Raw genomic sequence first — 26,414 nt, forward strand, 5'->3', positions numbered from 1 at the left:
GGACCCAGAGGGTGAATCCGCTTCCGGCCCGGTCGGGTCAGGCGTATTTGCGGAACACCGGCTGCACCGGGCGACCGCCCATCCACGGCGTCGGGTCCTGGGCGTCGAGCGCCTTCCGGTAGACCGTGCAGGCCTGGGCGACCACGTCGATCGTCTTGTCGATGTCGGCCTCGGTGAGCGCGGCACTGACCACGAAGGACGGTCCGAGCACACCGCCGCTGATCAGTTCGCGCAGGAACAACGTCCGGTACGGCTGCGACGGCTTGCCCTGTTCGTCGAGCGTGCCGAAGACGAGGTTGCTGGCCCGGCCGCGGACGACGACGTGGTCCTCCACGCCGATCCCGGCCGCCACCTCGCGGACACCTTCGGCGAGCCGGTCGCCGAGGGCGTGGAGCCTGCCGACGACGTCCTCGTCGCGGTAGACGTCCATCACCGCCATCGCGGCGGCGAGCGAATGGGTCTCGGCGCCGTGGGTGGTGGACAGCAGGAACACCCGCTCACGGTCGCTGCGCAGGCCGCCGATCTCCATCAGCTCCCGCTTGCCGGCCAGCGCCGAGACGGCGAAGCCGTTGCCGAGTGCCTTGCCGAACGTCGAGAGGTCGGGCGTGACGCCGTAGAGGCCCTGTGCGCCGTGGGGGGACCACCGGAAGCCGGTGATCATCTCGTCGAAGACCAGCACGACGCCGTACCGGGTGGTCAGCTCGCGCAGGCCCTGCAGGTACCCCGCCGGCGGCTCCACCGCCGCGGCCGCCTCCAGGATCAGGCACGCGATCTCGCCGTCGTGGCGCTGCAGCAGCTCCTCCGCGGCCTGCAGGTCGCCGTACGGGAAGGACAGGACCGCTTCCGTCGTCTCGTCCGGGATGCCGGCGCTCATCGGCGTGGTGCCGATGAACCAGTCGTCGGTGGAGAAGAAGGCGTGGTCGGCGCACTTGGCGACGAGCTTGCGGCCGGTGGCGGCGCGGGCCAGGCGGACGGCGGCGGTCGTGGCGTCGGAGCCGTTCTTGGTGAACTTCACCATGTCGGCGGTCGGCACGTTCTCGAGGAACCGCTCGGCCGCGTCGGCCTCGATGATCGACGGGCGGATGAAGTTGCTGCCCTTGCCGAGCTCGCCGCGGACCGCTTCGAGGACCCGCGGGTGGGCGTGGCCGAGGATGACCGCCCGCAGGCCGGCGCCGTACTCGATGTACTCGTTGCCGTCGACGTCCCAGACGTGGCCGCCGAGGCCGTGGGAGATGACCGGAGCCATCCCTTCGGGATACTGGTCCGAGCCCTTGGCGTAGGTGTGCGCACCGCCCGGGATGGCCCGGTGCAGCCGCTCGTTCGCCTCCGCCGAGCGGGGCAAGTTCGTTCCCATCATGGGGGTCACCTCGTTGGTTTCAACGCCTCTCCGAGAGACGGCGCGCGCTCATCCCGGTCACTGACCATTGTGACCGACAGTGGCCACGAAATGTCCAATTCTGGGTCTTTGTACGAAATTGTGATGTCTTCGGACGGGTCGTGGGGCCGATCGATACGATACGACACATCGGAGACTTCGGTGAGTGACTGGAATCCGTGGGCGCAGCCCGCCGGGATGTACACCGAAACCTGCGTCTCACCGGAAAGTTCGAACGTTTTGACATTGCGAAATGTGGGTGAATCCGGTCGGAGATCCACCACGACGTCGAAGATCGCGCCGTGCGAGCACCGCACCAGCTTCGCCTCGCCGGCTCCGCCGCGCAGGTGCATCCCGCGGACGACTCCCTTGCGGGAGCGGGAAAGGCTGTCTTGGGCGAAACCGTCCGGGTCGATGCCGACCGACGCGACGACTTCGCGGTCGAACGTCCGGCTGAAGAAGCCGCGCTCGTCCGCGTGCGGGGTCGGTTCGAACAGGTACACGCCCTCGATCTCGGGCACCGGAATGGCCTTCATCGCGCACCCCCGAAGAGGGCCGCCGAAAGGGCGGCGAACTGGTCCTTGAGTCGCTGGGTGTTGTTGTCGTTGCGTTCGGCCAGGATCTGGTGCAGTTCCGGCGCCCGGTTTTCGAGTTCGGTGAACTGCTCGACGAGCCGGTCGAAGTCGACGGCCTTCGCCCGCTGGGTGAAGTCGTCGAGGCCCATCTCCGCCATGAGCACGTCGTTCTTCGGCGCGTACCCGATCGCGACGGTCGGCTTCGCGACTTTCAGGGCGCAGAGCACGTTGTGGTAGCGCGTGGCCACCACGCTGTCCACCGCCGCCATCTCGTGCATCAGCTCGTCCAGGGTCTCCGCCGAGGCCGCCGTCACCAGCGGGGAAGCGGTGTTCTCGATGATCTCGTCGACGACCTGCCGGTCGATCTGGTCACCGATGAACAGCCGGACGGGTCTGCCCTGGTCAACGAGCCGGCCGACGAAACGGTTCATCGTGTCGACGTAGTGGCGGTAGATGCGGTCGCCGTCGGCGCGGTCGTCGTTGCCGCCGTAGTAGGCCATCACGCCGACGCCGACGGTGCCCGGCACTCCGTCGGCGGCCGGAGTGGGGAGGGAGAACGCGAGGTCGGGGTAGACCTCGTCGTAGCTGGTGTCGACGCCCATGGCGCGCATGGCGTCACGGGAGATGTCGTCGCGGTAGGAGCGGTAGGCGGCCAGGCGGCCGGCCCAGCGGACGAGCGTCCGGGTGGCCCGCGCGCTGATGTGGTTCGCGCCGACGCTGACCAGCGCGATCTTGGTGCCGAAGAGCCGCCCGGTGGCGGAAAGGAGGAAGAGCGAATACGGGAAACCCCACGGACGCAGCGGGAGTGTCGCTTCGAGGACGCCCATGCCGGGCACGATGACGACGTCCTGCCGGCGGACCCAGGCGGCCGTACGGCCGATGTCGACCAGCTTGCCGAGTCCCTTGAGGACGATCGACCGGAGGCCGGACGCCGTCTCGTACTCGGCCTGGTTCCAGTGCAGGGGCGTGGTGTCGACGCCGTACCGCTCGCGGACGATGTCCGGGCCGCCCACCAGGCCGGTCAGGACGGCGTCCGGGTGCTCGGTGCGCAGGTAGCCGAGCACGGCTTCGAGGGAACCGTCGTTGCCGAGGTTCCCCGAGCCGAGCAGGCCGAAGACGCCGACGCGCGGGGCACGCTTCACGCGAGCCTGCCTTCGCGGCCGGCCACGATCTCGTTGACCGTGGTGACGTCGGAGGCGGTCGGGGCGCGGTCCTCGACGCGCTCGCCGTGGCCGGAGCGCGCGCGGTTCGTCAGCCAGGCTCCGAGGTGCCCGAAGCACTCGCGCTTGTCGGCGGCCGAGATCGGCGCGCGGCGGATCAGGTCCGCGAACCCGTACACGTACTCGCCGAGCAGGCGGACGGTGGGATTCCGGAGCCGGTTCGCGCGCCGCGGGTCCAGATTCGCGCACCGGCTCCGGATGGTCGGGTTGGCCCGTTCCGCGCGGCCCGGGTGGTCGCGGCGGAAGTAGAGCAGCTCGGGCACCTGGTAGAACGGGCCGTGCAGGGCCATCTCGGCCGAGTACGTCCGGTCGGCGTGGTGGTAGCTGTCGAGCGGCTTGACGCGGCGGAGGACGTCGGCGCGGATGACGCCGTAGAAGTCGTCGCCGCCGGGCTCGAACAGGATGCTGCGGAAGCGGTCCGGCGCGTGCCGGGAGCCGGTGTCCAACGTGTACTGCAGCGGCTGGACGATGCGGCCGTCGCCGTCGATGATGGCCTGGTCGCAGTGGGCGAGGATGACGTCCGGGCGCTCGTCGAGGGCGTCGACGCACCGCTTGAGCAGGTCGCGGGCGTACAGGTCGTCGTGCGAGACCCACTTGAAGAGCTCGGTGCGGGAGACGTCGAACACGAAGTTGTGGTTCGGCGTCGCGCCGATGTTCTTCGGCTGGCGGACGTAGCGGATGCGCGAGTCCTTGTCGGCGTAGCGGCGGCAGATCTCGTCCGTGCCGTCCGTGGAGGCGTTGTCCGAGATGACCAGCTCGAAGTCTTCGTAGGTCTGGCCGAGCAGGGCGTCCAGTGACTCGGCGAGGTACTCCTCGCCGTTGTACACCGGGAGGCCGAGGCTCAGCCGCGGGACGGTGGTCATGGAGTCCTCATTCCTTGATGGGCTCTTTGATCGGCTCGAAGACGACGGTGGGCTCGTCGGCGCCCGGCGGGACGTAGTCGCGCAGCCCGAGGCGCAGCTGCAGCCACCAGACGACGGAGCCGGTGAGGGTCGCGGTCGCGACGCCCCACGCGGATCCGGCCGCGCCGTCGAGGAAGGCGCCGGTGATGCCGAACGTGACGTAGAACAGGGAGGCGATCAGTTGCGAACGCAGGCTCCGCTTGGCCGCGCCCAGCGCGCGGAGTCCGGCGGCCGCGCCGGTGGCGAAGCTCGCGCCGACCACGGCCAGGGTGACCGGGAGAATCAGCGGGGACGACGAGTCCCACACCGAGCCCATGACCCAGCGGCCGGCGCTGTCGGGCAGCAGGAGCAGCAGGCCGAGGCCCCAGCACAGGGCGGCGGCGGCCTGCCCGCCGCCGAGGATGACGCAGAAGTGCTTCAGCCGGTGCGGCGCCCGCTGAAGCACCCGCGCACCCTCGGCGACGGTGACCAGGGAAAGCCCCATGAGCAGGGCGAGGAACGGGCCGAGGAGCTGCTCGGCGCCGCGGACCGCGCCGACGGCGGTGATGCCGGCGATGGCGCCGAGGCCGTACGCGCGCAGCTGGGACGCGCCGCTGTTGCTGACGTTCTCGACCAGGTACCGCACGCTCAGGTCGCGCTGCGACCGGAGCCAGCCGGCGAGCTCCCGCGGGTGCGGGAGGATCCCGGTCTGGAACCAGCCGTAGACCGCGGCGATCGCGGCCGCGATGCCCCAGGCCAGGACGAACGCGACGACCGTGCCGACCCGTCCGGCGATGAACAGCGCCGGGAGCAGCGCGACGCCGCACACGACGTCGTTGAGGAACGCCTTCTTGCCCTGCCCGCGGGCGAAGAACGCGAAGCGCCAGGCGTCCTGCAGCAGCAGGCCCGGCAGGACGGCGGCGAGCGCGACGAAGGCGTTGCCGAGCGGGCCGCCCGCGGCCAGGCCGGCGAGCAGGCTGATCACGCCCGTCACGCAGCCGACGCCGATGGCCGTGCCTGACGCGCTGGCGACCCCCAGGCGCCAGCGGTCCTCGGGCACCGCGCTGAACCGCACCATCAGCGGGTCGGTGGCGAGGCCGCGCGACACGTTCAGCACCACGCCGTAGGTCACCCAGGCGAGGCTGAAGATGCCGAACGCGAACGTGCCGAGCTCGCGGGCCACGTACAGGCCGACGGCGAAGTTGGTCAGGCTGGACACCGCCTGGTCGCCGAGCCCCCAGCTCAACCGTCCGGCCATCGCGCGCACCGCGCCCGACCGAAAGATCGAGCGCGGTGCACGGCGATGGTTGGCCACGTCGCTCACTCCTTGACCAGACCGGCGTCGTGCAGGGCGCGGGCGGCGACGTCGACGATGTCGAAGGGCAGCCCGGCGCGTTCGGCGATGTCCAGGAGGCTGTGCTCGCCGTCGGAGAGGTTGAGCACCCACAGCATCGCCATCTGGGCCTGCTTGGCGTCGCTGCGGCCGCCGAGCGAGTCGTACAGCCCGCGCTTGCCGAGCTGGGGCTCGCCGTACGGGCTGAGGTTGACGTACCGGCGGTTGCGGTCCAGGACGCCGAAGGCGTCCTTCAGAGCGCCGAGCGTGTCCTCCATGGCCGCCGGGGAAACGAAGCTCGGGTTGTCGGCGGAAGTGTGGTACTCGGGGTAGCCCGCGTACGGCGTGCGGGTCAGGGACCCGACGCCGAGGTTGAAGCCCGGCGAGCAGAACTGGCGCTCGTCGTAGCCGTACGGCGAGAAGTCGACGACACGGTGTTCGCGCGAGCGCAGGACGTGCTGCAGGACGCGGTCGATCTCGGCGTCGTCGCGGCGGGACTTCTTGTACGTCAGCGGTCCCGGGTCGCCCGCGCACGCCAGCACCAAGCCGTGCTTGACCTTCTCGATGCGCGAGGCGTTGCGCGCGAGCCACGTGATCGAGCCGATCGTGCCCGGCATGAACAGGAAGCGGTAGGTGTAGTGCGGCTGCTCCGAAGCCAGCTGCTGAGCCAGCGAGATCGCCACCGCGATGCCGGCCAGGTTGTCGTTCGCCAGCGACGGGTGGCAGACGTGGCAGGACACGATGACCTCGTCGGTGACCCGCCCCGGCACGACGTGCTCGCCGTAGGTCAGCGAACCGTCGGCGAGGGTCGAGTCGATGACGACGTCGTAGTCGCCGTCGGGCAGCGCGTCGAGCTTCTCCTGCGCGAGGCAGAAACCCCAGGCCGGGGCGTAGTAGCTGGTCCGATAGGGCACCCACGACGGCTGGTCCGGCAGCGTGTGCAGGTGTTCCCGCAGCTCGCTGAGCGGCATCCGCTGCCGCACCGGGACGCTGTACCCGACGACGTGCAGGTTCGACTCCCGGAAGTCGATCACGCGCTCACCGGAGGGAGCGGCGACGTAGGCGTCGCGGATGTTCCACTCCTGCGGGATGGTCCAGTCCAGCACCGCCGTACCGGTCGGGACCTCGTGCCGCTCCAGCGGGATGTGCTCGCCGATGATGTCCAGGGTCTGCCGCACACCGTCGCCGGTGATGCTGCGGCAGAGCGGGTACAGCCGCTCGACCAGGGCGTGCAGCTCCGCCCCCGTCCGCAGCTGCGGGCCCGCCACTAGCGCCGCCGCATGGTGTCGTCGATGCGGCCGGCTTCGCCTTCGCTCTTCAGCCAGGCGAGCCGGGTGAACAGCTGCTGGAACGACTCCCGCGTCAGCCCGAACTTGCGGTACGCCTCGATCAGCTCGACGGCGCCGTCCTTGACCGACCATTCGCAGGCGAAGCCCGGGATGGCGGCGCGGAAGCGCGAGAAGTCGACGCGGTAGGAGCGCGGGTCGGCGCCGGCCTCGCCGGTGATGTTCAGGGTCGAGCCCGGCACGGCCTCGACGACCTCCTGGGCGATCTCGGCGACGGTGACGTTGTTGTCCTCGGTGCCGATGTTGAACGCCTTGTTGTGCACGGCTTCCTTGGGCGCCGTCAGGGCCGCGGTGAACGCGCGCGCGATGTCCTGGGCGTGCACCAGCGGCCGCCACGGCGTGCCGTCGGAGAGCACCAGCACCTCGCCGGACAGGTGCGCGTGCGCGGTCAGGTTGTTCAGCACGATGTCGCCGCGCAGCCGGGGCGAGTAGCCGAACGCGGTCGCGTTGCGCATGTAGACCGGGGTGAAGTCGTCGTCGGCGAGCTCGTGGACGTCGGCCTCGACGCGCACCTTCGACTCGGCGTAGGGCGTCACCGGCTTCAGCGGGGCGTCCTCGTTGACCAGCTTGTCGCCGCCGGCGCCGTAGACCGAGCAGGTCGACGCGTAGAGGTACCGCCCGACGCCGGCCTCCTTCGCCAGCTTCGCGAGCTTCACCGAGGCGTGGTGGTTGATGTCGTAGGTCAGCTCCGGCGCGAGCGAGCCGAGCGGGTCGTTCGACAGCGCGGCCAGGTGGATCACCGCGTCGAAGCCTTCGACGTGCGAAATGGTGACGTCGCGCAGGTCGACGGCCACCCCGGCCGGGTCGGCCGGGACCGGACCGAGCAGGCAGGACTCGAAGAGCCCGGAGTCGAGGCCGACGACCTCGTGGCCGGCGGCGGCGAGCACCGGGGCCATCACCGTCCCCAGGTAGCCCTTGTGCCCCGTCAGCAACACCCGCATCGGATTCAGCCCTTCAGGTCGAGAGTGAGTTTCTTGACGAAAAACGCTTCGGCGTACTTCGCGGCGGCTTCGATGCCGCGGATCCGGGCGAGCCCGAGGAACGCCTCGCGGTCGTACCAGGGCCGGTGCCGCTGCGACGCGTAGTGCTCCTGCAGCAGCCGGACCTTCTCCTCGGCGACGTCGTCGTCGAGCGGCTGGTACACCGACGGCGCCCCGAGGTCGCCGTCCCACTTGACGATCTCGTAGCCCAGCGCCAGGTGGTCGCGGAACGCCGTCGGCACCAGCTTCGCGAGGCCGCGGTGGTCCTGGTGGGCGTCGTCGGTCCGCGGCGCCAGGATGACGTCCGGGTCGGTCCGCCGCCGCAGCTCCTCCAGCGCGTTCTTGGCCTCTTCCCAGTGCGCCGGGAACCGCCCGTCGGGCAGCTTGAGCACCGTGACGTCGACCTGCGCGCCCGGGCAGAACGCGGCCAGCGCGGCTCGCTCCTCGTCCTCGCGGGGCGTGCCGCCGCCGGAGAGGACGAGCGCGTCGACCTTCAGCCCCGGCCGCGACGAGCACAGCGTCAGCAGGGTGCCGCCGGCGCCGATCGCGATGTCGTCGCAGTGCGCGCCGAGTGCGACGACGCCGCCGAGCCGTCCCGGCCGCAGCCCGATCACGCGGTGCTCGCGACGGGCCGCTCCCAGAGCGCCCAGGGCTTCTTGCCGTGCGTGTAGGCGTCGTCGAGCGCGGCGCGCTCCTTGACCGTGTCGGTCGGCTTCCAGAACCCGCGGTACGGGTAGGCCAGGAGCCGGCCGCGCTTGGCCAGTTCGCCGCAGCCGTCGGCGACCAGGTCGCCGTTCTCCGGGATGTGGTCGAAGACCTCCTGGCGTAGCACGAAGTACCCGCCGTTCTCCCACAGCGGCATTTCGCTGACCGCGGTGATCGAGCCGACCATGCCGCCCTCGTCCATCTCCACGCAGTGGAACGACGACTGCGGCGGCACGACCATCATCGACGCGCCGGCGTCGGTGTTCTTGAAGCGCTCGATCATGTCCGGCAGCGGCACGTCGGACAGGACGTCGGCGTAGTTCGCGAGGAACATCTCGTCGCCGTCGAGGTAGTCGCGGACGCGGCGCAGGCGCTCGCCGATCGGCGACTCGATGCCGGTCTGGACGAAGGTGATCGTCCAGTCGGCGATGTCGGTCGAGAGCAGCTCCGCCTTGCCGTCGCGGAGGATGAAATCGTTGGAAATGGTTTCCTGGTAGTTCAGGAAGAAGTTCTTGATGTGCGCCGCGCCGTAGCCGAGGCACAGGATGAATTCGGTGTGGCCGAAGTGCGCGTAGTAGCGCATCACGTGCCAGATGAGCGGTCTCGGACCGACCATCGCCATCGGCTTGGGGACGTCGTCGGCCGCGCCGTTGCGCATCCGCATCCCGTAGCCACCGCAGAAGAGGACGACCTTCACTTCACTGCACCTCGACGATTTCCAGGTGGGGAATCGGGAACACGAGCTTTCCGCCCCACGCACCGATGTAGGAGAGCTGTCCGGTCAGTTCCTCCCGGAGGTTCCACGGGAGGACGAGCACGTAGTCGGGCCGATCGGCTTCGATCCGCTCCGGCGGCAGCACCGGGATGCGCGTGCCCGGGGTGAACCGGCCGTGCTTGTACGGGTTGCGATCGACCGTGTACTGCAGCAGGTCCGTCCGGACGCCGCAGTGGTTGAGCAGGGTGTTGCCCTTGCCCGGGGCGCCGTAGCCGACGACGGTCTTCCCGTCGTTGCGCGCCTCGATGAGGAACTTCAGCAGGTCCAGCCGCACGCGGGTGACGCGCTCGGCGAACTCGGTGTACCCGGACAGCTCGTGCAGCCCGGCGGCCTTCTCGCGCTCCAGGACGTCGGTCATCCGCTCGCTGGGCTCGCCGGCGACCGCCTCGGGCCGCGCCCACAGCCGGATCGACCCGCCGTGCGTCGGCACGAGCTCGACGTCGACCACGGTCAGGCCGCCGGTCGCGAGGGCCCGGCGCGCGGATTCGACCGTGTAGTACTGGAAGTGCTCGTGGTAGATCGTGTCGTACTGGTTCTTCTCGATCAGCGTGAGCAGGTGCTGGACCTCGATGGAGACCCAGCCGTCGTCGGCGACCAGGGCGCGCAGGCCCTTGGTGAAGCCGAGGACGTCCGGGATGTGCGCGTAGACGTTGTTCGCGGCGACGAGGTCCGCGGGCCCGTGCTCTTCGCGCACCTGCAGGCCGGTTTCCTCGGAGAGGAACGCCGTCAGCGTGGGCACGCCGGCGTCGCGCGCGGCTTGCCCGACGTTCACCGAGGGTTCGACGCCCAGACACCGGATGCCGTGCCCGACGACATGCTTGAGCAGGTAACCGTCGTTGCTCGCGACCTCGACGACGAAGGATTTCTCGCCGAGCCCGAGCCGCTCGACGGAGCTGTCGACGAAGCGCTTCGCGTGCTCGACCCACGACGTCGAGAACGACGAGAAGTACGCGTACTCGGTGAAGGTGTCGTCGGGGTCGATCAGCGGCGGGATCTGGGCGAGCCAGCAGTCGGTGCACACCTTCAGGTGGAGCGGGAAGGTGGCTTCCGCCTCGTCGAGCTGTTCGGCGGTCAAGAATCGCTCACACGGGGGAGTGGCCCCGAGGTCCACCACGCTGGCCGTGTTTGTCGAACCGCAGAGTCGACATGTGGTCATCTACCAGGCTCCTTGGCTCGCGGTCGCGATGTGCGCTTAACACGTCGAGCAGGGGCGGACCGTCGTTACAGCGACGCGTGGCAGCCTGGTGGACCGATTCGGAACCGCAACCTGGAGCGGCGAACTGTGGCGGAGATCACCGAGGGTACCCGTCCGGACCCGTAACGTCCACTGTGGACCGGTCATAGGCTGGCCGGATGACTTCGGAGACGGGGCCCCGCCTGAGCGGCGTCGCGGGCGTGGTGCTGACGGTCCGCTTCCTCACCGAGCTGGCCCTCCTGGGCGGCTTGGCCCTGGCCGGGACCCAGCTCGGCACCGGCGTGGCGCTGGCGATCGTCGACGCGGTCCTCCTGCCGCTGGTGGCCGCGGCGATCTGGGGGCTGTTCATCGCCCCGCGGGCCCGCCGACGGCTCCCGGAGCCGGCCCGCTTCCTGGTCGAGTTCGCCCTGTTCGCGGTGGCCGGCGTGGTCCTCGTGCTGGTGGGGTGGCCGGTGAGCGGGATCGTCCTGGCGGTGGTCGGCATCGGTGTCGCGGCGCTGACCCGGGTCGTCGCCAAAGACGGCTGAAGCCCTCCGCGCCGGAATGGCGCAGAGGGCTCCGGCAAAATTGCCGAGCGGGAATTGCTCAGCCGATTTTCTCCGCGGCCGGGATCACCTCGGTGCCGAACTTCTCCAGCACCGCCGGGTCGTGGACGTGCGGGACCATGCCCAGGGCCACGTCGATGCCCAGCCCGTGCAGGCGCTCCAGCTCGGTCAGCAGCTCGCCGGACTTCGAGCCGTCCTCGCCGATGTCGAGGATGTGGTAGACGGTCTTGGTGATCGAGTCGTAGTCGCGGCCCTCGTTCTCGCAGTGCTGCTTGAGGACGTCGAGCTTGTGCTCCAGCTCCGGGCTGTTGAACAGGTTGCACTGGTCGGCGTACTTCGCGACCAGCCGCAGCGTCTTCTTCTCGCCGCCGCCGCCGATCATGATCGGGGGGCGCGGGTCGGAGAGGGCCTGCGGGACGTTCAGCAGCCTCGTCGCGTCGAAGTGCTTGCTCTTGAACGGCTCGTCGCCGTCCGCCCACATCTGCAGCACGTACTGGAGGTTCTCCTCCAGCAGCTCGAAGCGCTCCGCGACCGGCGGGAAGGGGAAGCCGAGGCCGCGGGACTCGTCCTCGTTCCAGCCCGCGCCGATGCCGAGGATCGCGCGGCCGCCCGACAGGACGTCGAGGGTCGTGATCGCCTTGGCCAGCAGGCCCGGGTGGCGGTAGAGGACGCCGGTGACGACGGTCAGCAGCTTGGCGCGCTCGGTGTGCGCCGCGATGAAGCCGAGGGTCGTGTACGCCTCGAGCATGTCGTTTTCGACGGGGCCGACCCCGCCGATCTGGAAGAAGTGGTCCATCACGGCGATGGAGTCGAAGCCCGCGTTGTCGGCGGTGCGGACGACGGCGGCCAGTTCGGCGCCCAGCGCGGACGCCCCGTTCGGCCAGGTGAAGTCGGGGATCTGCAGTCCGAGTTTCATGCTTCCCGACCGTATACCTGGAGTTGCCCCAGCTGGCGGCTCAGAAATCGCGGACGACCGAAACCCGCCCGTTCAGGGGATCGGTGACCCACACCGCGCGCGTGCGCTGGTCGACCGCGACGTCGCCGGGGTTGACGCCCAGCGACAGCTCGCCGGTCAGCGTGCCGCTCGCGCCGTCGACGCGGCTGAGGCCGTTCTGGCCGCCGTTGGTGTACACCGTGTTCGTGCCCTGGTGCACGGCCAGCGCGGAGGATTCGCTGCGCAGCAACACGGTCTTGCGCTCGGTGTGCGTTGCGGCGTCCACAATGGACATGTGGTGGATGCCGGAGTTGGCGACGTACACCGTGCCGCTCGCCGCGTGCACCGCGACGGCCGTCGGGCGCGCGCCGACCGGCACGCTCGCCACGAACTTCCCGCTGTCGATGGAAAACACCTCGACCGAGTCCGTCGCGGTGCTGGCGCAGTAGGCCAGCTTGCGGCCGGGGTCGACGGCGATGCCGGCGAGGCTCGGCTTCGGGCCCGGCACCAGCGCCGCCAGCGTGCAGCTGACGCCGTCGAGCACCGCGAGCGAGCCGGTGCCGCCGCTGGCTGCGTAGACGCGGTCGGCCTGCTCGTCCACCGCCAGCGCGGACGCGCCCGTCCCCGCGCCGATCACGCTCACCAGGTCGTGCGTGCGGGCGTCCAGCACCACCACGGTGCCCGCCGGCGGGTTCGCGACGTAGATCCGGCCGGCCTTGGCGTCCACGGCGACGTCACCCGGCTCGCCGCCGACGTGGACCTGCGCGACCACCGCGGCCCTCGCCGGGTCGACGACGGACACGGCCCCGGCCTCGGGATCCGCGACGTAGGCGAGCCCCGTGACGGGATTCACCGCCACCCCGGCCGGTGACCCGCCGACGTCGATCGACCGGACCTCCTCCGCGCGCGCCGCCCCGGGCAGGACCAGGGCCCCGGCACCCGCGGTGACCAGGGCGAACAGGGTCCGTCGGCCCAGCTGGCGACCTCGCATCGGCGCCTCCGCTCTTGATCGACTCGCCTCCCGAGCGTAACTCGCGCGATGCTCACCTGAAGGAACTTCGCGTCCCCCGATCGCGTTGTTTCCAGTGGGTAACCCACTTCCAGAGCGGACGGAGGCGAGCGCGTGCACGGGCACCAGAACGGACTCAAGACGGCGTTGCTGCTCGGCCTGCTGTCGGCGATCATCATCGCGATCAGCGGGCTCTTCGGCCGCGGCGCCCTGATCATCGGCCTGCTCGTCGCGCTCGGGATGAACGCGTTCGCCTACTTCAACTCGGACAAGATGGCGTTGCGCGCGATGCGGGCGCGGCCGGTGTCCGAGGTCGAGCAGCCGGCGATGTACCGGATCGTGCGCGAGCTCGCGCACGTCGCCCGCCAGCCGATGCCGCAGCTCTACCTGAGCCCGACCGTCGCGCCGAACGCGTTCGCGACCGGCCGCAGCCCGCGCCACGCGGCCGTCTGCTGCACCACCGGCATCCTCGACCTGCTCGACGAGCGTGAGCTGCGGGCCGTGCTCGGGCACGAGCTGTCCCACGTCTACAACCGCGACATCCTGATCTCGTGCGTCGCCGGCGCGCTGGCCAGCGTGATAAGCGTGCTCGCGAACATCGCGCTGTTCTTCGGCGGCAACAACCGCGACGGCAGCCCGCTGGTCAGCCTGATGCTGATCTTCGTCGGCCCGATCGCGGCCGCCGTCATCCGGATGGGCGTCAGCCGGTCGCGGGAGTACCAGGCCGACGCGTCCGGCGCGGAACTCACCGGCGACCCGCTGGGCCTGGCCTCGGCGCTGCGGAAGCTCGACGCGGGCACGCGGGCGCGGCCGCTGGTGGCCGAGCCGCAGCTGGTGTCGCAGTCGCACTTGATGATCGCGAACCCGTTCCGCCCCGGCGAGGGCCTGAGCAAACTGTTCTCGACCCACCCGCCGATCGCCGACCGGATCCGGCGGCTCGAGGAGATGGCCCGCCGCGGACCGGGCGGGCTCTAGGCCGACGCCCCCGCCGCGACGGCGACCGCCTTCACGTAGTCGCCGTAGCCGGACTTCGCGAGCTTCGCACCCAGCGCGTAGCACTCGTCGGCGTCGATGAAGCCCATCCGCAGCGCGATCTCCTCCAGACACGCGATGCGCACGCCGGTCCGGTGCTCCAGCACCTGCACGAACTGGCCGGCTTCGAGCAGCGAGTCGTGCGTGCCGGTGTCGAGCCAGGCGAACCCGCGGCTGAGCTCGACCAGCGTCGCCCGGTCCTGCCGCAGGTAGGTCAGGTTGACGTCGGTGATCTCCAGCTCGCCGCGCTTCGACGGCTTCAGCGAGCGCGCGATGTCGACGACGTCGTTTTCGTAGAAGTACAGCCCGGTGATCGCCTTGTTCGAACGCGGCTTCGCGGGCTTTTCTTCGATCGTGCGCAGTTTCCCGTCCGGGCCTACCTCGCCGACGCCGTAGCGCTCGGGGTCCTTCACCGGGTAGCCGAACAGGACGCAGCCGTCGAGCTCGCGCACGGCCTGCTGCAGGCGGCTGGAGAAGCCCTGCCCGTAGAAGATGTTGTCGCCGAGCACGAGCGCCACGTCGTCGCCGCCGATGAAGTCCGCGCCGATCACGAACGCCTCGGCCAGCCCGTTCGGGCTGGGCTGCTCGGCGTAGGAGAACGAGACGCCGAACTGGTCGCCGCTGCCCAGCAGCCGGCGGAACATCGGCAGGTCGGTGGGGGTGGAGATGATCAGGATCTCGCGGATCCCGGCCAGCATCAGCACCGAGATGGGGTAGTAGACCATCGGCTTGTCGTAGACCGGCAGCAGCTGCTTCGACACCGCCTGGGTGATCGGGTGCAGGCGGGTCCCGCTGCCTCCGGCCAGCACGATGCCCTTCATGAACTGCCTCCCTCTCCTCGGCCACGACTGGGTCCCCACCCTACGGGCTGGGCCGGACCGGCCGATCGAGAAGCGCTAGAAGGCCGGTCCTTTGCCGAAGTAGGCCTTGCAGCCCAGGTTGTACTCGGTGGCGACCTCCAGCACGTTCCGGCCGTCGTCGACCGGCAGCAGCGTCGAGGAGTAGTTGGGGCAGAAGTTGTTGTAGATACCGGTGATGTGCACGGGAGCGGGCAGCTCGTACCAGTGACCGCTGCCGAAGTCGTCGTTCGCCAGCAGGACCTGGCCGTTGTTCGGCTGCGGCTGGCCCTTGGCGTTGGTGTAGATCTGCCCGACCATGACGATCCGCACGCCGTTCGGGCCGCCGGGGAACAGCGTGATCGTCTGCGCGTGCTGGAAGTAGTTGCCGTTGGCGGTGTTCACCCGGGTGCCCGGGTCGGTGGGGCTGCCCCAGTTGGCGCCGTCGGCCGAGATCTTGAAGTACGGGTCGCAGTAGCGGTCGCGGTAGTTGCAGATCTCGTAGGCGAAGTAGAAGCGGCCGTCGGGCAGCCGCCGGATGATCGGCATGCCGGGCCGGACGCGGTCCGGCGGGATCGCCAGGGTGAGCTGCTTGGTGCCCCAGGTCACGCCGTCGGTCGAGGCGACCCGGTTGAGCACCTGCGCGTACTTCGGCGCCTGCGTCTCGTCGGCGTAGTGCAGCCAGAGCGTGCCGCCGGCGTCGACGGTGAACTCGGGCTCCCAGATGCCGTCGATGTTGTGCGACCGCGCGGCTTCGGACAGGAAGCTCCACGCGCGGCCGCCGTCCTTGCTGGCCCAGATCCGGATCCCGACGCGGCGCTGCGGCCCGGCGTCCTGCCGGTAGGACGCGGCCCACAGCAGCGTGCCGGCGCGGAGCTTGCCGACGCGTTGCGGCAGCTCGTAGACGGTGCCGCAGCACATGCCGTACCGGCCGTCGGGGTCGTGGATCTCGCCGATCTCGTGGAAGGACTCGCCCTCGTCGGTGCTCTCCAGCACCGGGGTGAACTTGCCGCCGGCGTCTTCGCTGGTCAGCGTGGCGATGATGCGCCCGCGGCCGATGACGGAGTGGTCGAGCCGGATGAGCCGGGCGTAGGAGCCGTAGCCGGGCACGAGCTGACGGCGCTCGGCGGCGCTCGCGGGGGTGAGCAGCGTCGCGATGAGCGTCAGCGGCAGCACGAAGACGAGAAAGCGGCGCATCCGGACCCTCTCCACGGTGATCGCGCGATTACAACACGCTGATCGGGTCCGCCGTGGACAGTCACACGGCTCATTAGCGCGTTCGGGGGGTTTGCTGTGCGCCATCGGGTGACCGAGTCGCGGCCCGTGACGGTAACGCGGAGGTGGGGGCCGTCGAAAGATCACGGGGGGCCGGTGGTGGCCCCGAGGGGGAACGATGAAACTACGGCTGTTCGGCGCGCTCGTCCTGGTCCTGGCGGCGGGGTGCACGCCCGGTGTCGGCTACGGGACGATCGAGGAGGCGTCGTCCGGCGGCTCCGTGCAGATGCCGACGTCGACCGCGCCCCCGGCGCCTCGTGAAGTGCCGACGGAGACGCACACGGGCAAGGGCAGCGGCGAGTTCGAGACCAGCTGGCCGGCCGACCAGATGGGCTTCTTCACGTTCGACTGCCCGAAGTGCTCGTCGAACGTGATCATCGACTCGGACGGCGGCGAGCACGGCCTGGTCAACGCGATCGGCGCGTACAAGGGCACGACGTGGCTGAACACGTACGAGGGCCGGCCGACGAAGCGGGTGACGGTGCACGCGAACGCGGCGTGGACGGCGACGATCTCGGACTTCCGCAGCCTGCCGTCGACGGCGGCGGGGCAGGAGTCGAAGGGCAAGGGCGAGGCCGTGTTGCGCCTGCCGGCCGGGGTGTCGAAGGTGCGGTTCACGGCCAAGACGCGGGGGAACATCGCGCTGTGGATCAACGCGGGGGACTTCCGCGACCTGCTGCTGAACCAGATCGGTGACGTGCAGGTGGAGCGGGATGTGCGGGGGCCCGGGTACCTGAAGGTGTCGGGGTACGAGGCGAGCTGGACGTTGACGCCGTCCTGAGCGGGCACCCGGTGCCGCCGGGTGCCCGCGGTGACGTCAGCGGTAGTTCGTGAACTGCAGCGCGATCTCGAAGTCCTTGCCCTTCAGCAACGCGATCACGTCCTGCAGCTGGTCCTTCTTCTTGCCCGAAACCCGCAGCTGGTCGCCCTGGATCTGGGCCTGGACGCCCTTCGGGCCTTCGTCGCGGATGAACTTCGCGATCTGCTTCGCCTTGTCCGAAGCGATGCCCTGGAGGATCTTGCCGCCGATCTTGTAGATCTTGCCCGAGAGGGCCGGCTCGTCCGCTTCGAACGCCTTCAGGGAGATGCTGCGCTTGATCAGCTTCTCCTTGAAGACCTCGACCGCGGCCAGGGCGCGCTCCTCGGTCTCGGACTCGATCGCGATCGCCTCCTCGCCGGACCAGTTGATCGTCGTGCCCGTGCCGCGGAAGTCGAACCGCGTTCCGAGCTCCTTGCTCGCCTGGTTGAGCGCGTTGTCCACCTCCTGGCGGTCGACCTTGCTCACGACGTCGAAAGAGGGATCCGCCACGTGTCCTCACACCTCGTACTCGCTTGTCAGGGGCCACCCAGCCTAGCCCCCACCGGGCCACGGGTATCCCGGTTGACCCCCGTCCGGACCCGTTGGGTAAGCTTCTCCCCGGCCGGTTCGCCCGGCCTTGGCGGGTTACCCGAGTGGCCAAAGGGGACTGGCTGTAAACCAGTTGGCTTACGCCTACGGGGGTTCGAATCCCTCACCCGCCACCCCATGACGACGACCCCGTGACCGCTCGGTCACGGGGTCGTCTGCTATGCCGCGATTGTGCGAATTGCCGAATAATACCGAGTCCCCGCGATTCGGCGGGCATTCAGCCGCGCAACGGGTGAAGATTCGTTCCCCCTTTCGCCTGCATTTCGAAATACTTCCGTGAATCGGTAACGGCGCCCGTGACCGGCCCGACCACCGCAGGGGGCAGGGGTCGACAATGGAGGTGCACATGCCGGTACCCGGGATGCTCGAACGCCCGACGCGCGAGCAGCTCGTGCGGGTCCAGTACGCCGATGCCCGGCTCGTCGGCGACTACGCCGACGGCTACTCCGGGCCGGGGCCGACCGCGCGGTACCACCGGTCCCGGCTGCACGCCGTGGACCGGGTGCTCGAAAGGCGGTGCGGTGGCGCGCTGCTCGACGTCGGGTGCGGGCCGGGGATGATGGTGCGGCACCTGCTCGACGGGCGGCCGGGGGACTTCGCCGTCACCGGGTGCGACCGGTCCGCCGCCATGGTCGACGCGGCCCGGGAACGGGCCGGGAAAGAAGCGGAATTCGCCGTCGGCGACATCGGGGAAATGCCGTTCGCGGACGGCGCTTTCGACATCGCGCTCGCCATGGGCGTGCTCGAATACGTGGACATCGGGCCGGCGTTGCACGAAATCGCGCGGGTGGTCCGGCCCGGCGGGCTCGCCGTCGTCACCATGCTCAACCCGCGCAGTCCCTACCGGCTCGTCGAATGGGGGCTGTACTGGCCGGCGCGCCGCACCGGCATCAAGGCTTACGCGCCGCGGCGGTTGCGCCACGAGCTGTGGCGCGCCGGGCTGCAACCCGAAGACACGCTGTACTACGACGTGACCGCGCTGGTGCCGCCGCTCGACCGCCTCGTGCGGCGTCCGCCTGACCGTCCGGAGAGGACGGTCGGCCGCGGTGCCGTGGGACGGCTCGGCACCGGGTACCTGATCGCCGCCCGGCGGCTCTGACCACACGCGAACGGCCGGTTTCCCCGGGGGAAGGGGAAACCGGCCGTTCGTCGGGTGGCGGCGCTCGGGGTTACGCCGCCTGGGGAACCGGCGCGGACGCGGTGGTCAGTGCGAGGTCGAGGACCTCGCGGACGTTCGCCACCGCGTGGACGTCCAGCTGGGACAGCACCTCGGCCGGGACGTCGTCGAGGTCCGGCTCGTTGCGCTGCGGGATGATCACCGTCTTCATCCCCGCCCGGTGCGCGGCCAGCAGCTTCTGCTTGACGCCGCCGATCGGGAGCACCCGGCCGGTCAGCGACACCTCACCGGTCATCGCCACATCGGAGCGGACCACGCGGCCCGAGAGCAGCGACGCCAGCGCCGTCGTCATCGTGACGCCCGCCGACGGCCCGTCCTTCGGGACCGCGCCCGCCGGGACGTGCACGTGGATGCCGCGCTTCTTCAGGTCGCCCACCGGCAGCTCCAGCTCCGCGCCGTGCGAACGCAGGTAGGACAGCGCGATCTGCACCGACTCCTTCATCACGTCGCCGAGCTGGCCGGTCAGCTGCAGCCCGGACGCGCCGGACTCCTCGTCGGCCAGCGACGCCTCGATGTAGAGGACGTCACCGCCGGCGCCGGTGACCGCCAGGCCAGTCGCCACGCCCGGGGTCGCCGTGCGCTGGGTCGAGGCCGGCAGCGACGACTCCGGGATGTGCCGCGGACGGCCGAGGTAGGTGTCCAGATCGGGCGCGTCCACCGTCAGCGGCAGCGAAACCTCGTCCAGCGCGACCTTGGTCGTGATCTTCCGCAGCACCTTCGCGATGGTCCGGTTCGCGTTGCGCACGCCCGCCTCGCGGGTGTACTCGGTGGCGATCCGGCTGAACGCGGCGTCGGTCAGCACCACGTCGGCGGTGCCCAGGCCGGCGCGCTCCAGCTCGCGGGGGAGCAGGTGGTCGCGGGCGATGGTGACCTTCTCGTGCTCGGTGTAGCCGTCCAGCGTGACGAGCTCCATGCGGTCCAGCAGCGGGCCGGGGATGGTCTCGAGCGCGTTGGCCGTCGCCAGGAACACGACGTCGGACAGGTCCAGCTCGACCTCGAGGTAGTGGTCGCGGAACGTGTGGTTCTGCTCCGGGTCCAGCACTTCGAGCAGCGCCGCGGTCGGGTCGCCGCGGTAGTCGGCGCCCACCTTGTCGATCTCGTCGAGCAGCACGACCGGGTTCATCGAGCCGGCTTCCTTGATGGCGCGGACGATCCGGCCGGGCAGCGCGCCGACGTACGTGCGGCGGTGCCCGCGGATCTCCGCCTCGTCGCGGATGCCGCCGAGCGCGACGCGGACGAACTTGCGGCCCATGGCCTTCGCGACGGACTCACCCAGCGACGTCTTGCCGACCCCGGGAGGGCCCGCGAGGGCGAGCACCGCGCCGGAACGCCGTCCGCCGACCGGGGCGAGCCCCGATTCCGCGCGGCGCTTGCGCACGGCCAAGTACTCGATGATGCGTTCCTTGACGTCGTCGAGACCGGCGTGGTCGGCGTCGAGCACCGCCCGCGCGCCCGCGATGTCGTAGACGTCCTCGGTGCGCTCGTTCCAGGGCAGCTCCAGGACGGTGTCCAGCCAGGTGCGGATCCAGCCGCCTTCGGGGGACTGCTCGGACGTGCGGTCCAGCTTGTCCACTTCGGCCAGCGCGGCCTTCTTGACGGCGTCGGGCAGTTCGGCGGCCTCGACGCGGGCGCGGTAGTCGTCGTCCTGCGCGGTGCCGTCGAGCTCGCCGAGCTCCTTGCGGATGGCCTCGAGCTGGCGGCGCAGCAGGAACTCCTTCTGCTGCTTCTCCATGCCCTCGGCGACGTCCTTGCGGATGGTGTCGGTGACCTCGAGCTCGGCCAGGTGCTCCTTGCTCCACTCGAGCGCCTTCTCCAGGCGCGCGCTGACGTCGAGCGTGGTCAGCAGCTCGAGCTTCTGGTCGGTGTCGAGGTACGGCGCGTTGCCGGACAGGTCGGCGATCGCGGAGCCGTCTTCGACCTGCTGGACGGCGTCGATCAGCTGCCAGCCGCCGCGCTGCTGGAGGATCGAGATGACGACGGCCTTGTACTCGGCCGCGAGCGGCGCGGTCCGGTCGTTCGTGGTTTCGGGGGCGTCCTCGGCGTGCACCCAGCGGGCGGCGCCGGGGCCGTCGGCGATCCGGCCGACGAGCGCGCGGGACGTGCCGCGCAGCAGCACGGCGGCCTTGCCACCGGGCACGCGGCCGATGCGCTCGACCGTGGCGACGGTGCCGAACTCGGCGTACTCGCCGTGGACGCGCGGGACGATGAGGACCTCGGCCTTGGTGGCGCCGGTCGACCGGATGCCGGGGAAGGAAGCCTGGCTCGGGGTGTTCGCCTGGGCGGACTCCACCGCGGCCCGCGTCTCGGTGTCGGTGAGGTCGAGCGGGACGACCATGCCCGGCAGCACGACGTCGTCATCGAGCGGGAGCACGGGCAGGAGGCGGGTGTCGGACATGTGCACTCCTCGGTTAGTTGAGTCTGCCTAGCTCAACTCTCCGATGGGTGTGTTTGTTTCCGATGGTGCGTTCGCCCACAGCGATCAGGGAAAGTGCAGGTCAGGGGGTTGGTCGGGCCGCGATGCCGCACCAAGCGAGCGGGCGGGCCTCGGTGCTGCGGGTCGGGCCGCCAACCCGGCAACGCCCTGATCTCCGGCGACGGCAGCGGCTGGTCGCCGAATTCAGGGCAAGAGCTCGACCGCCGGACGCGGCCACGCCGGCTCGGCCCGGTCGATCAGCGAGTACCGCGGCGGGACGATCGGCGCGGCTGCAGGTCAGGGGGTTGGTCGGGCCGCGATGCCGCACCAAGCGAACGGACGCGCTTCCGCCTCCAGCGCGTTCAGCTTCCGGTCCGGCCGCCAGTCCGGCAGGTGCACGATGCCCGGCTCGAGCAGTGGCCAGTCGCCGAACAGCGGCTCGATCTCGTCGCGGTCGCGCAGCCACACCGGGTTGCTCGTCTTGCGGTACTGCTCGACGAACCAGCGCAGCCCGTCGAGGTGCGGGCCTGTGCCGTCGCCCTCGCTCATCTGGGAAATCGCCAGCCAGCTGCCCGGTGCGAGCTTGTCGCGGTACGCCGCCAGGATGCCTTCGGGGTCGTCGTCCGGGCCGACGAAGTGCAGCACCGCCATCATCATCAGGCAGACCGGCTGCGAAAAGTCGATGAGCCGCTTCGTCTCCTCGGCGCGCAGGACGGCCTTCGCGTCCCGCATGTCCGCCTGGACGATGCCGGCCCAGTCGGTCGCGGCCTCCTCTTCGAGGATCAGCGTCGCGTGCGCGACCGCGACCGGCTCGTAGTCGACGTACACCACCTTCGCGTCGTGCTCGTCGGGCAGCTCGGCCTCGACGACCTCGTGCACGTTGCCCGCCGTCGGGACGCCGGAGCCGAGGTCGATGAACTGGCGGATCCCCGCGCGCAGGGCCGCCCGGACCGCGCGGTTCATGAACTCGCGGTTCTGCTTCGAGCCGGGGCGCACCAGCGGCCACTGCTGCTCCATGCGCCTGCCGAACTCGCGGTCCACGGCCCAGTTCTGGGTGCCGCCCAGGTACCAGTCGTAGATCCGGGCCGCGGACGGCTTTTCGGTGTCGACGCCCTCGGGCGCTCTCGGCGCCGAATCCCGCTGGTCGCTCACTCCCGGCTCCCCTCGCTCCTCGCGGGACCAGCCTATAAGGACCGGCCGGCCGGGGTAAGCCGCCAGTCGTTCAGCGAACGGCCGGCCGGCGCTGCCAGTACGTCCACAGCGGTCGGTAGCCCTGCGCGTACCAGAACGGCGTCGACAGCGGGTTCGCCGCCGCGTGGTGCAGGAGGACGACGTCGGCGCCTTCTTCGTCCAGGACGTGGTGGGCGTGCGTGGCCAGCGCGGTACCGACACCGGACGACCGCGCCGTCTCCGCGACGGCCAGCGAAGAGAGGTAGCCGACGCGGGACGCCTTGACGCGGTCGCTGATCCAGCCGGTCTCGCCGGGGTGCTGGACGTTGACCATGCCGAGCGGACGGCCGTACAGCTCGGCGATCCACAGCGGCGGCTCCGGCCGGGCCAGCTGCTCGGCCAGGTCCTTGGCCATGATGTCCTCGATGCCCTTGCGGAAGTTGACCGTGCCGTACTGCGCGTCGAAGGTGTGCAGCTCCAGGCCCAGCTCGACGGCGGTTTCGAGGTCGCCGGGCTCGGCGCGGCGGATCTTGACGCCGGGCGTGCCGCGCGGGCCGGCCGGGATCATCCGGTCCGCCGGGCGGACCGCGACCACCCGCAGCGGGGCGAACCCGTGGTGCAGCATTTCCCGCGTGCCGGCGGCGTCCCGGCTCGCGCGCGGCACGATCGCCGCGGTCTCGGTGTCGCCGCGCTCGGCGACCGCGCGCAGATGTTCATCCCATCGGGTGAGGAGGGCGTCGAGGGCGGCCGCCGGCTGCGGGCCGGCGAGCTGGAGGTCGAGCCGGTGCTCGGTCAACGCCCGCCACGGCGCGTTCGGCGCGTCCTGGTCGACCTGGATGCGCGAGGCGAGGCCGGAAGCGGCCGAGCCGGCGGTCGCGACCTCCAGCACCACCGCGCTTTCGGCCGCTTCGAAGGGAGAGGAACCGGGGAGCAGGGGATCCACCGCCGCGAGCCGGGCCGCGTGTTCGGTGGCTATCACGTCGCTGTGCATGGGTTCATTGAAGCGCTACCCGGGACGACGTGCGCAGAGGACCGACCCCTGGTTCGCCACCCGATGTTTCACCCCTTGGTCCACGCAGGTCAGCGCGTTCGAGGCATTGTTAACCCTGGGGTGATCTCCTACTGTCTCGAAAGGGACACGGGTACGCCCTACGGGGTACGGTATGGCCCTTGTCCACACCCGAAGTCACGGATCAACACCGGTGGACAAGCTGGGAGGGAAGGTCGGATGCCGGACACCAACGCCCACGGCGACGCCGTCGCGCAGGCGCAGCCCGGGCCGGGAGCCGCTTCCGGGACACCACCCCAACCCGCCGCCTCCGCCGAAGCCCGCACGGACGAACGCCGCTTCCGCGTGTACACCTTCGCGGTGCTGAGCCTCGGGCTCGTCGCCGCGTTCGCCGTCGGCTCGTGGCAACCGTTCCACTGGGACAGCAAGCTGCTCTGGATCGGGCCGGTTCTCGCGGTCGCGTTCCTGCTCGCCGAACAGCTCGGCATCAACGTCGACGTCCGCAGCGGCATCTCGTGGACCATCTCCTTCACCGAGATCCCGCTCGTCATCGGGTTCTTCGTCGCGCCGTTCGAAGTCGTGCTGGCCGCGCACCTGGTCGCCGGCATCGGCATGGGCACCGACCTCGGCGACCTCGCGGTGGTCCGCTCGATCGTCGAGCTCGGCCACTCGCTCGGGCTCACGGTGGTGGCGGAGGGCGTCGAGGAGGACGTCGCCCGCGACCAGCTGGAGGCGATGGGCTGCGACGTCGCGCAGGGCTACCTGATCTCGCGGCCGCTGCCGGAAGACCGCCTGGAGGCGTGGCTGCAGGCCCGCACCGCGCGCTCGCCGGGGCGGCACTCGGAGACCGTGCTGACCCTGCTGACCTGAGGTTTTCGGGTTAATCGACCCCGGTTGCACGGCCGGGTGACGGGGCTTGCTAACCTTTCCAAGTCCTCGCGAGAGGCCAGGCCCCTTTAGCTCAGTCGGCAGAGCGTCTCCATGGTAAGGAGAAGGTCTACGGTTCGATTCCGTAAAGGGGCTCACGACCTCAGCCGCGTCACGCCTGCGTGTCGCGGCTTGGGTCATGTAAGGGCGGTGTAGCTCAGTTGGCAGAGCAAGCGGCTCATAATCGCTGTGTCGCCGGTTCAAGTCCGGCCACCGCTACGCGGTAACGACGGGGCTGGCCCCCGGACCTGAGAGAGAAGGAAACGCTGTGGCTGCCACCGACGTGCGACCCAAGATCACGCTGGCGTGCGAAGAGTGCAAGCACCGCAACTACATCACCAAGAAGAACCGGCGCAACAACCCGGATCGCCTGGAGATGAAGAAGTTCTGCCCGAACTGCGGTACGCACCGGACGCACAAGGAAACCCGCTGACGTAGCGCGTTCACACCAGCTTCGAAGAGCCGCCCAGGACCACCTGGGCGGCTCTTTGCTGTTGGTAGCCTGGCCGGCGTGCCTTTGGACGAGTCGTTCACCGGGCGGGTCTACCCGCCGCAGACCAGCTACGAAGTGAGCCGGGAGAAGATCCGGGAGTTCGCCGACGCGATCGGCGACGCCAACCCGCTCTACCGCGACCCGGAGGCGGCCCGCGCGGCCGGCCACCCGGACGTCGTCGCGCCCCCGACGTTCCTCACGATCATCAACCTCGCGTCGATCAACTCGATCGTCACGGACCCCGAGCTCGGCCTCGACTACTCGCGGATGGTCCACGGCGACCAGCAGTTCACCTACAGCCGCCCGGCCCACGCCGGCGACACGCTGCTGCTGACGACCCACATCGACCGGATCATGGCCCGGGCCGGCAACGACTTCATCAACCTGCGCGCCGAAATCACCGACGGCGACGGCGCGCACATCGCCACCACGCGCGCCCAGCTCGTGGTGCGAGGGGAGGACGCGTGAACACCGGCGACGAACTGCCCGCCCTGGAGGTCCGGATCACCCGCGAACAGCTGGTGCGCTACGCCGGTGCGGCGCTCGACTTCAACCCGATCCACTGGAACGAGGCGTTCGCGAAGGACGTCGGCCTCCCGGACGTCATCGCCCACGGCATGCTGACGATGGCGGTGGCCGGCCGCGTGGTGACGGACTGGCTCGGCGACCCGGGCCGCCTGGTCGACTTCAGCGCCCGCTTCACCCGCCCGGTGGTCGTCCCGAACACGCCGGAGGGCGCCCTGGTGGAGATCACGGGGAAGGTCGGCGACGTCAAGGACGACGGCACGGCGCGGATCGACCTGGTGGTGAAGTTCGACGGCAAGACGGTGCTGGGGAAGCCCCAGGCACTCGTCCGCACCTGAGCCCCCGCCGCCTCGGCAGACCGGCTAAGGCAGCTTCAGCACCGACAGCACCGCGTCGGCCATGCCCTGCTCACCCCTCGCGTTCGGGTGCAGCGGGGCGGCCGGCGAGGCGGGCAGCAGGCCCTCCACCCACCGCGTGTCCGACGCCGAGCAGACGTCGTGGCCCTTGCCCGGGGTCGCCGTGTCCGCGTAGCCCGCGCGGTGGGCGTCCGCCTGGTCCTCGAGCATCTTGTTCAGCTTGCCCAGCTCCTCGCGGAAGTACGCGATGTCGCCGCTGCCGAAGGGGAGGATCGGCCAGCAGCCGTCGCCGTCCGGGAGGACCGTCGGGTAGCCGACCACCACGACCTTCGCCTTCGGGGCCTTCGTGTGGATGCGGTCCAGGATCGCGCCGACCTTCGGGGCGGCCGCGTCGATCCGCTCGGCGAGCTGGTCGTGGCCGCCCGCGGTCAGCTTGTCCTTGCACGGCGACGCCGTCGAGTGCGCCGTCGCGCAGCCCGCCGCGTACGCGAAGAAGCCGACGTCGTTGCCGCCGATGCCGATGGTCACCAGCGTCGTGTCCTTCGTGACCGCGTCCAGCTGCGCCGGGTTCGTGCCGTCGCCCGTCTTCTGCGGGGCCGTCAGGTGCGCGGTCGTCGCGCCGCCGCAGCTGACGTCGGCGAACTGGGCCGGCTTCAGCTTCGCCGAGACCACGTGCGGGTAGTTGTCGTCCGAGCGCTCGCAGCCTGCCGGGGTGCCCGCCTGCCGCCCGGTGCGCGGCGACGACGTGTACGAGTCGCCCAGCGCCACGTAGCGGCCCGAACCGCCGCCGGTGTCCGCGCCGTCCGGTGGTGCCGAGGACGAGCCGTGCTGCCACTTGTAGTACCCGAAGCCGAGTAGTGCGAGTACGAGTACGACGACGAGACAGCCGCCCCCACCGCTTTTCTTCGCCACTTCTTCGT

General features: G+C 70.3%; 27 protein-coding genes and 3 tRNA genes. 11 read left to right on the forward strand and 19 right to left on the reverse strand.

All coding sequences use genetic code 11. From position 1 onward, the window contains the following. Positions 1-37 precede the first annotated feature (37 nt). The 10 genes from AB0B33_RS07540 to AB0B33_RS07585 are packed head-to-tail and all read right to left on the reverse strand — an operon-like array spanning position 38 to position 10,346. Positions 38-1,354 carry a glutamate-1-semialdehyde 2,1-aminomutase gene (locus tag AB0B33_RS07540; protein ID WP_360768623.1) on the reverse strand — a complete coding sequence of 439 codons (1,317 nt, stop codon included), beginning with the start codon at positions 1,352-1,354 and terminating at the stop codon, positions 38-40. Between the two features lie 8 nt (positions 1,355-1,362). Continuing rightward, positions 1,363-1,911 (reverse strand): dTDP-4-dehydrorhamnose 3,5-epimerase family protein, encoded by a 549-nt coding sequence (locus tag AB0B33_RS07545; protein WP_247015216.1) that lies wholly within the window; start codon positions 1,909-1,911, stop codon positions 1,363-1,365. Further along, positions 1,908-3,092 (reverse strand): polysaccharide pyruvyl transferase family protein, encoded by a 1,185-nt coding sequence (locus AB0B33_RS07550; RefSeq protein WP_360768095.1) that lies wholly within the window; start codon positions 3,090-3,092, stop codon positions 1,908-1,910. Before AB0B33_RS07550 ends, AB0B33_RS07545 begins: the two co-directional genes overlap by 4 nt. Next, on the reverse strand, positions 3,089-4,033 hold the full coding sequence (locus AB0B33_RS07555) for a glycosyltransferase family 2 protein (protein ID WP_247015213.1): 945 nt from the start codon (positions 4,031-4,033) through the stop codon (positions 3,089-3,091). Before AB0B33_RS07555 ends, AB0B33_RS07550 begins: the two co-directional genes overlap by 4 nt. A gap of 7 nt (positions 4,034-4,040) precedes the next feature. Continuing rightward, positions 4,041-5,366, reverse strand: a complete 1,326-nt coding sequence (locus AB0B33_RS07560; protein ID WP_360768098.1) for a hypothetical protein — start codon at positions 5,364-5,366, stop codon at positions 4,041-4,043. Positions 5,367-5,371: 5 nt separating this feature from the next. Further along, positions 5,372-6,652: a DUF4910 domain-containing protein gene (locus tag AB0B33_RS07565; protein WP_360768101.1), complete on the reverse strand. Its 1,281-nt coding sequence runs from the start codon at positions 6,650-6,652 to the stop codon at positions 5,372-5,374. Continuing rightward, a complete protein-coding gene (locus AB0B33_RS07570; RefSeq protein WP_360768103.1) occupies positions 6,652-7,671 on the reverse strand; it encodes an SDR family oxidoreductase in 1,020 nt (339 codons plus the stop codon). The genes AB0B33_RS07565 and AB0B33_RS07570 overlap by 1 nt, the downstream gene beginning before the upstream one ends. Positions 7,672-7,676: 5 nt before the next feature. Further along, complete coding sequence (locus AB0B33_RS07575; RefSeq protein WP_247015205.1) at positions 7,677-8,324, reverse strand: PIG-L deacetylase family protein; 648 nt, start codon at positions 8,322-8,324, stop codon at positions 7,677-7,679. Further along, entirely contained in the window at positions 8,321-9,112 is a 792-nt protein-coding gene (locus tag AB0B33_RS07580; RefSeq protein WP_247015203.1) for a glucose-1-phosphate cytidylyltransferase, read from the reverse strand. The genes AB0B33_RS07575 and AB0B33_RS07580 overlap by 4 nt, the downstream gene beginning before the upstream one ends. Position 9,113: 1 nt before the next feature. Continuing rightward, complete coding sequence (locus AB0B33_RS07585) at positions 9,114-10,346, reverse strand: class I SAM-dependent methyltransferase (protein WP_360768107.1); 1,233 nt, start codon at positions 10,344-10,346, stop codon at positions 9,114-9,116. Positions 10,347-10,543: 197 nt separating this feature from the next. Here AB0B33_RS07585 and AB0B33_RS07590 point away from each other — a divergent pair, with 197 nt between their 5' ends. Continuing rightward, positions 10,544-10,912 (forward strand): YrdB family protein, encoded by a 369-nt coding sequence (locus tag AB0B33_RS07590; RefSeq protein WP_360768110.1) that lies wholly within the window; start codon positions 10,544-10,546, stop codon positions 10,910-10,912. Between the two features lie 58 nt (positions 10,913-10,970). On the opposite strand, the gene AB0B33_RS07595 is transcribed toward AB0B33_RS07590, so the two are convergent. Further along, a complete protein-coding gene (locus AB0B33_RS07595; protein ID WP_247015197.1) occupies positions 10,971-11,846 on the reverse strand; it encodes an LLM class F420-dependent oxidoreductase in 876 nt (291 codons plus the stop codon). Between the two features lie 40 nt (positions 11,847-11,886). Continuing rightward, the gene (locus AB0B33_RS07600; protein ID WP_360768113.1) at positions 11,887-12,855 is read right to left on the reverse strand and encodes a YncE family protein; all 969 of its coding nucleotides are present in this window, start codon (positions 12,853-12,855) and stop codon (positions 11,887-11,889) included. 132 nt (positions 12,856-12,987) lie between these two features. Between AB0B33_RS07600 and htpX the strand changes: the two genes are divergently transcribed. Beyond that, the gene (gene htpX, locus AB0B33_RS07605) at positions 12,988-13,848 is read left to right on the forward strand and encodes a zinc metalloprotease HtpX (RefSeq protein ID WP_360768116.1); all 861 of its coding nucleotides are present in this window, start codon (positions 12,988-12,990) and stop codon (positions 13,846-13,848) included. Here the strand turns inward: htpX and rfbA are convergent. Next, complete coding sequence (rfbA, locus tag AB0B33_RS07610; protein ID WP_247015191.1) at positions 13,845-14,726, reverse strand: glucose-1-phosphate thymidylyltransferase RfbA; 882 nt, start codon at positions 14,724-14,726, stop codon at positions 13,845-13,847. The two genes, htpX and rfbA, sit on opposite strands and share 4 nt — an antisense overlap. 75 nt (positions 14,727-14,801) lie before the next feature. Next, on the reverse strand, positions 14,802-15,938 hold the full coding sequence (locus AB0B33_RS07615; protein WP_247015188.1) for a sialidase family protein: 1,137 nt from the start codon (positions 15,936-15,938) through the stop codon (positions 14,802-14,804). A gap of 196 nt (positions 15,939-16,134) precedes the next feature. Between AB0B33_RS07615 and AB0B33_RS07620 the strand changes: the two genes are divergently transcribed. After that, a complete protein-coding gene (locus AB0B33_RS07620) occupies positions 16,135-16,797 on the forward strand; it encodes a hypothetical protein (RefSeq protein WP_360768120.1) in 663 nt (220 codons plus the stop codon). A 36-nt stretch (positions 16,798-16,833) separates the two neighbouring features. Here the strand turns inward: AB0B33_RS07620 and AB0B33_RS07625 are convergent, their stop codons facing one another. Then, on the reverse strand, positions 16,834-17,325 hold the full coding sequence (locus tag AB0B33_RS07625) for a YajQ family cyclic di-GMP-binding protein (protein WP_247015184.1): 492 nt from the start codon (positions 17,323-17,325) through the stop codon (positions 16,834-16,836). Positions 17,326-17,454: 129 nt separating this feature from the next. Between AB0B33_RS07625 and AB0B33_RS07630 the strand changes: the two genes are divergently transcribed. Both AB0B33_RS07630 and AB0B33_RS07635 read left to right on the forward strand, forming a co-directional pair. Beyond that, positions 17,455-17,537: transfer RNA gene (locus AB0B33_RS07630), tRNA-Tyr, on the forward strand. Between the two features lie 233 nt (positions 17,538-17,770). Beyond that, entirely contained in the window at positions 17,771-18,523 is a 753-nt protein-coding gene (locus AB0B33_RS07635) for a class I SAM-dependent methyltransferase (RefSeq protein WP_360768123.1), read from the forward strand. A gap of 70 nt (positions 18,524-18,593) precedes the next feature. On the opposite strand, the gene lon is transcribed toward AB0B33_RS07635, so the two are convergent. The 3 genes from lon to AB0B33_RS07650 all read right to left on the reverse strand — a co-directional run bounded on the left by lon (position 18,594) and on the right by AB0B33_RS07650 (position 23,175). Then, complete coding sequence (gene lon / locus AB0B33_RS07640; protein WP_360768126.1) at positions 18,594-20,996, reverse strand: endopeptidase La; 2,403 nt, start codon at positions 20,994-20,996, stop codon at positions 18,594-18,596. Positions 20,997-21,311: 315 nt separating this feature from the next. Next, positions 21,312-22,166, reverse strand: a complete 855-nt coding sequence (locus AB0B33_RS07645) for an SAM-dependent methyltransferase (protein WP_360768129.1) — start codon at positions 22,164-22,166, stop codon at positions 21,312-21,314. A 70-nt stretch (positions 22,167-22,236) separates the two neighbouring features. Beyond that, entirely contained in the window at positions 22,237-23,175 is a 939-nt protein-coding gene (locus AB0B33_RS07650; RefSeq protein WP_247015176.1) for a GNAT family N-acetyltransferase, read from the reverse strand. 237 nt (positions 23,176-23,412) lie between these two features. Between AB0B33_RS07650 and AB0B33_RS07655 the strand changes: the two genes are divergently transcribed. The 6 genes from AB0B33_RS07655 to AB0B33_RS07680 all read left to right on the forward strand — a co-directional run bounded on the left by AB0B33_RS07655 (position 23,413) and on the right by AB0B33_RS07680 (position 25,476). Next, the gene (locus AB0B33_RS07655; protein WP_360768133.1) at positions 23,413-24,063 is read left to right on the forward strand and encodes an EAL domain-containing protein; all 651 of its coding nucleotides are present in this window, start codon (positions 23,413-23,415) and stop codon (positions 24,061-24,063) included. Between the two features lie 80 nt (positions 24,064-24,143). Further along, positions 24,144-24,216 (forward strand) — tRNA-Thr (locus AB0B33_RS07660). A gap of 50 nt (positions 24,217-24,266) precedes the next feature. Next, positions 24,267-24,339 (forward strand) — tRNA-Met (locus tag AB0B33_RS07665). A 49-nt stretch (positions 24,340-24,388) separates the two neighbouring features. Beyond that, on the forward strand, positions 24,389-24,553 hold the full coding sequence (rpmG, locus tag AB0B33_RS07670) for a 50S ribosomal protein L33 (RefSeq protein ID WP_005152047.1): 165 nt from the start codon (positions 24,389-24,391) through the stop codon (positions 24,551-24,553). 78 nt (positions 24,554-24,631) lie between these two features. Continuing rightward, positions 24,632-25,081: a MaoC family dehydratase N-terminal domain-containing protein gene (locus tag AB0B33_RS07675; RefSeq protein WP_247015171.1), complete on the forward strand. Its 450-nt coding sequence runs from the start codon at positions 24,632-24,634 to the stop codon at positions 25,079-25,081. Beyond that, entirely contained in the window at positions 25,078-25,476 is a 399-nt protein-coding gene (locus AB0B33_RS07680; protein WP_247015169.1) for a MaoC family dehydratase, read from the forward strand. The genes AB0B33_RS07675 and AB0B33_RS07680 overlap by 4 nt, the downstream gene beginning before the upstream one ends. 24 nt (positions 25,477-25,500) lie before the next feature. Here AB0B33_RS07680 and AB0B33_RS07685 read toward each other — a convergent pair whose 3' ends face one another. Next, a complete protein-coding gene (locus tag AB0B33_RS07685) occupies positions 25,501-26,406 on the reverse strand; it encodes an SGNH/GDSL hydrolase family protein (RefSeq protein WP_360768136.1) in 906 nt (301 codons plus the stop codon). Positions 26,407-26,414: the final 8 nt, after the last annotated feature.

The organism is Amycolatopsis sp. NPDC049159 (assembly GCF_040648295.1).
Taxonomy (GTDB): Bacteria; Actinomycetota; Actinomycetes; order Mycobacteriales; family Pseudonocardiaceae; genus Amycolatopsis; species Amycolatopsis pretoriensis_A.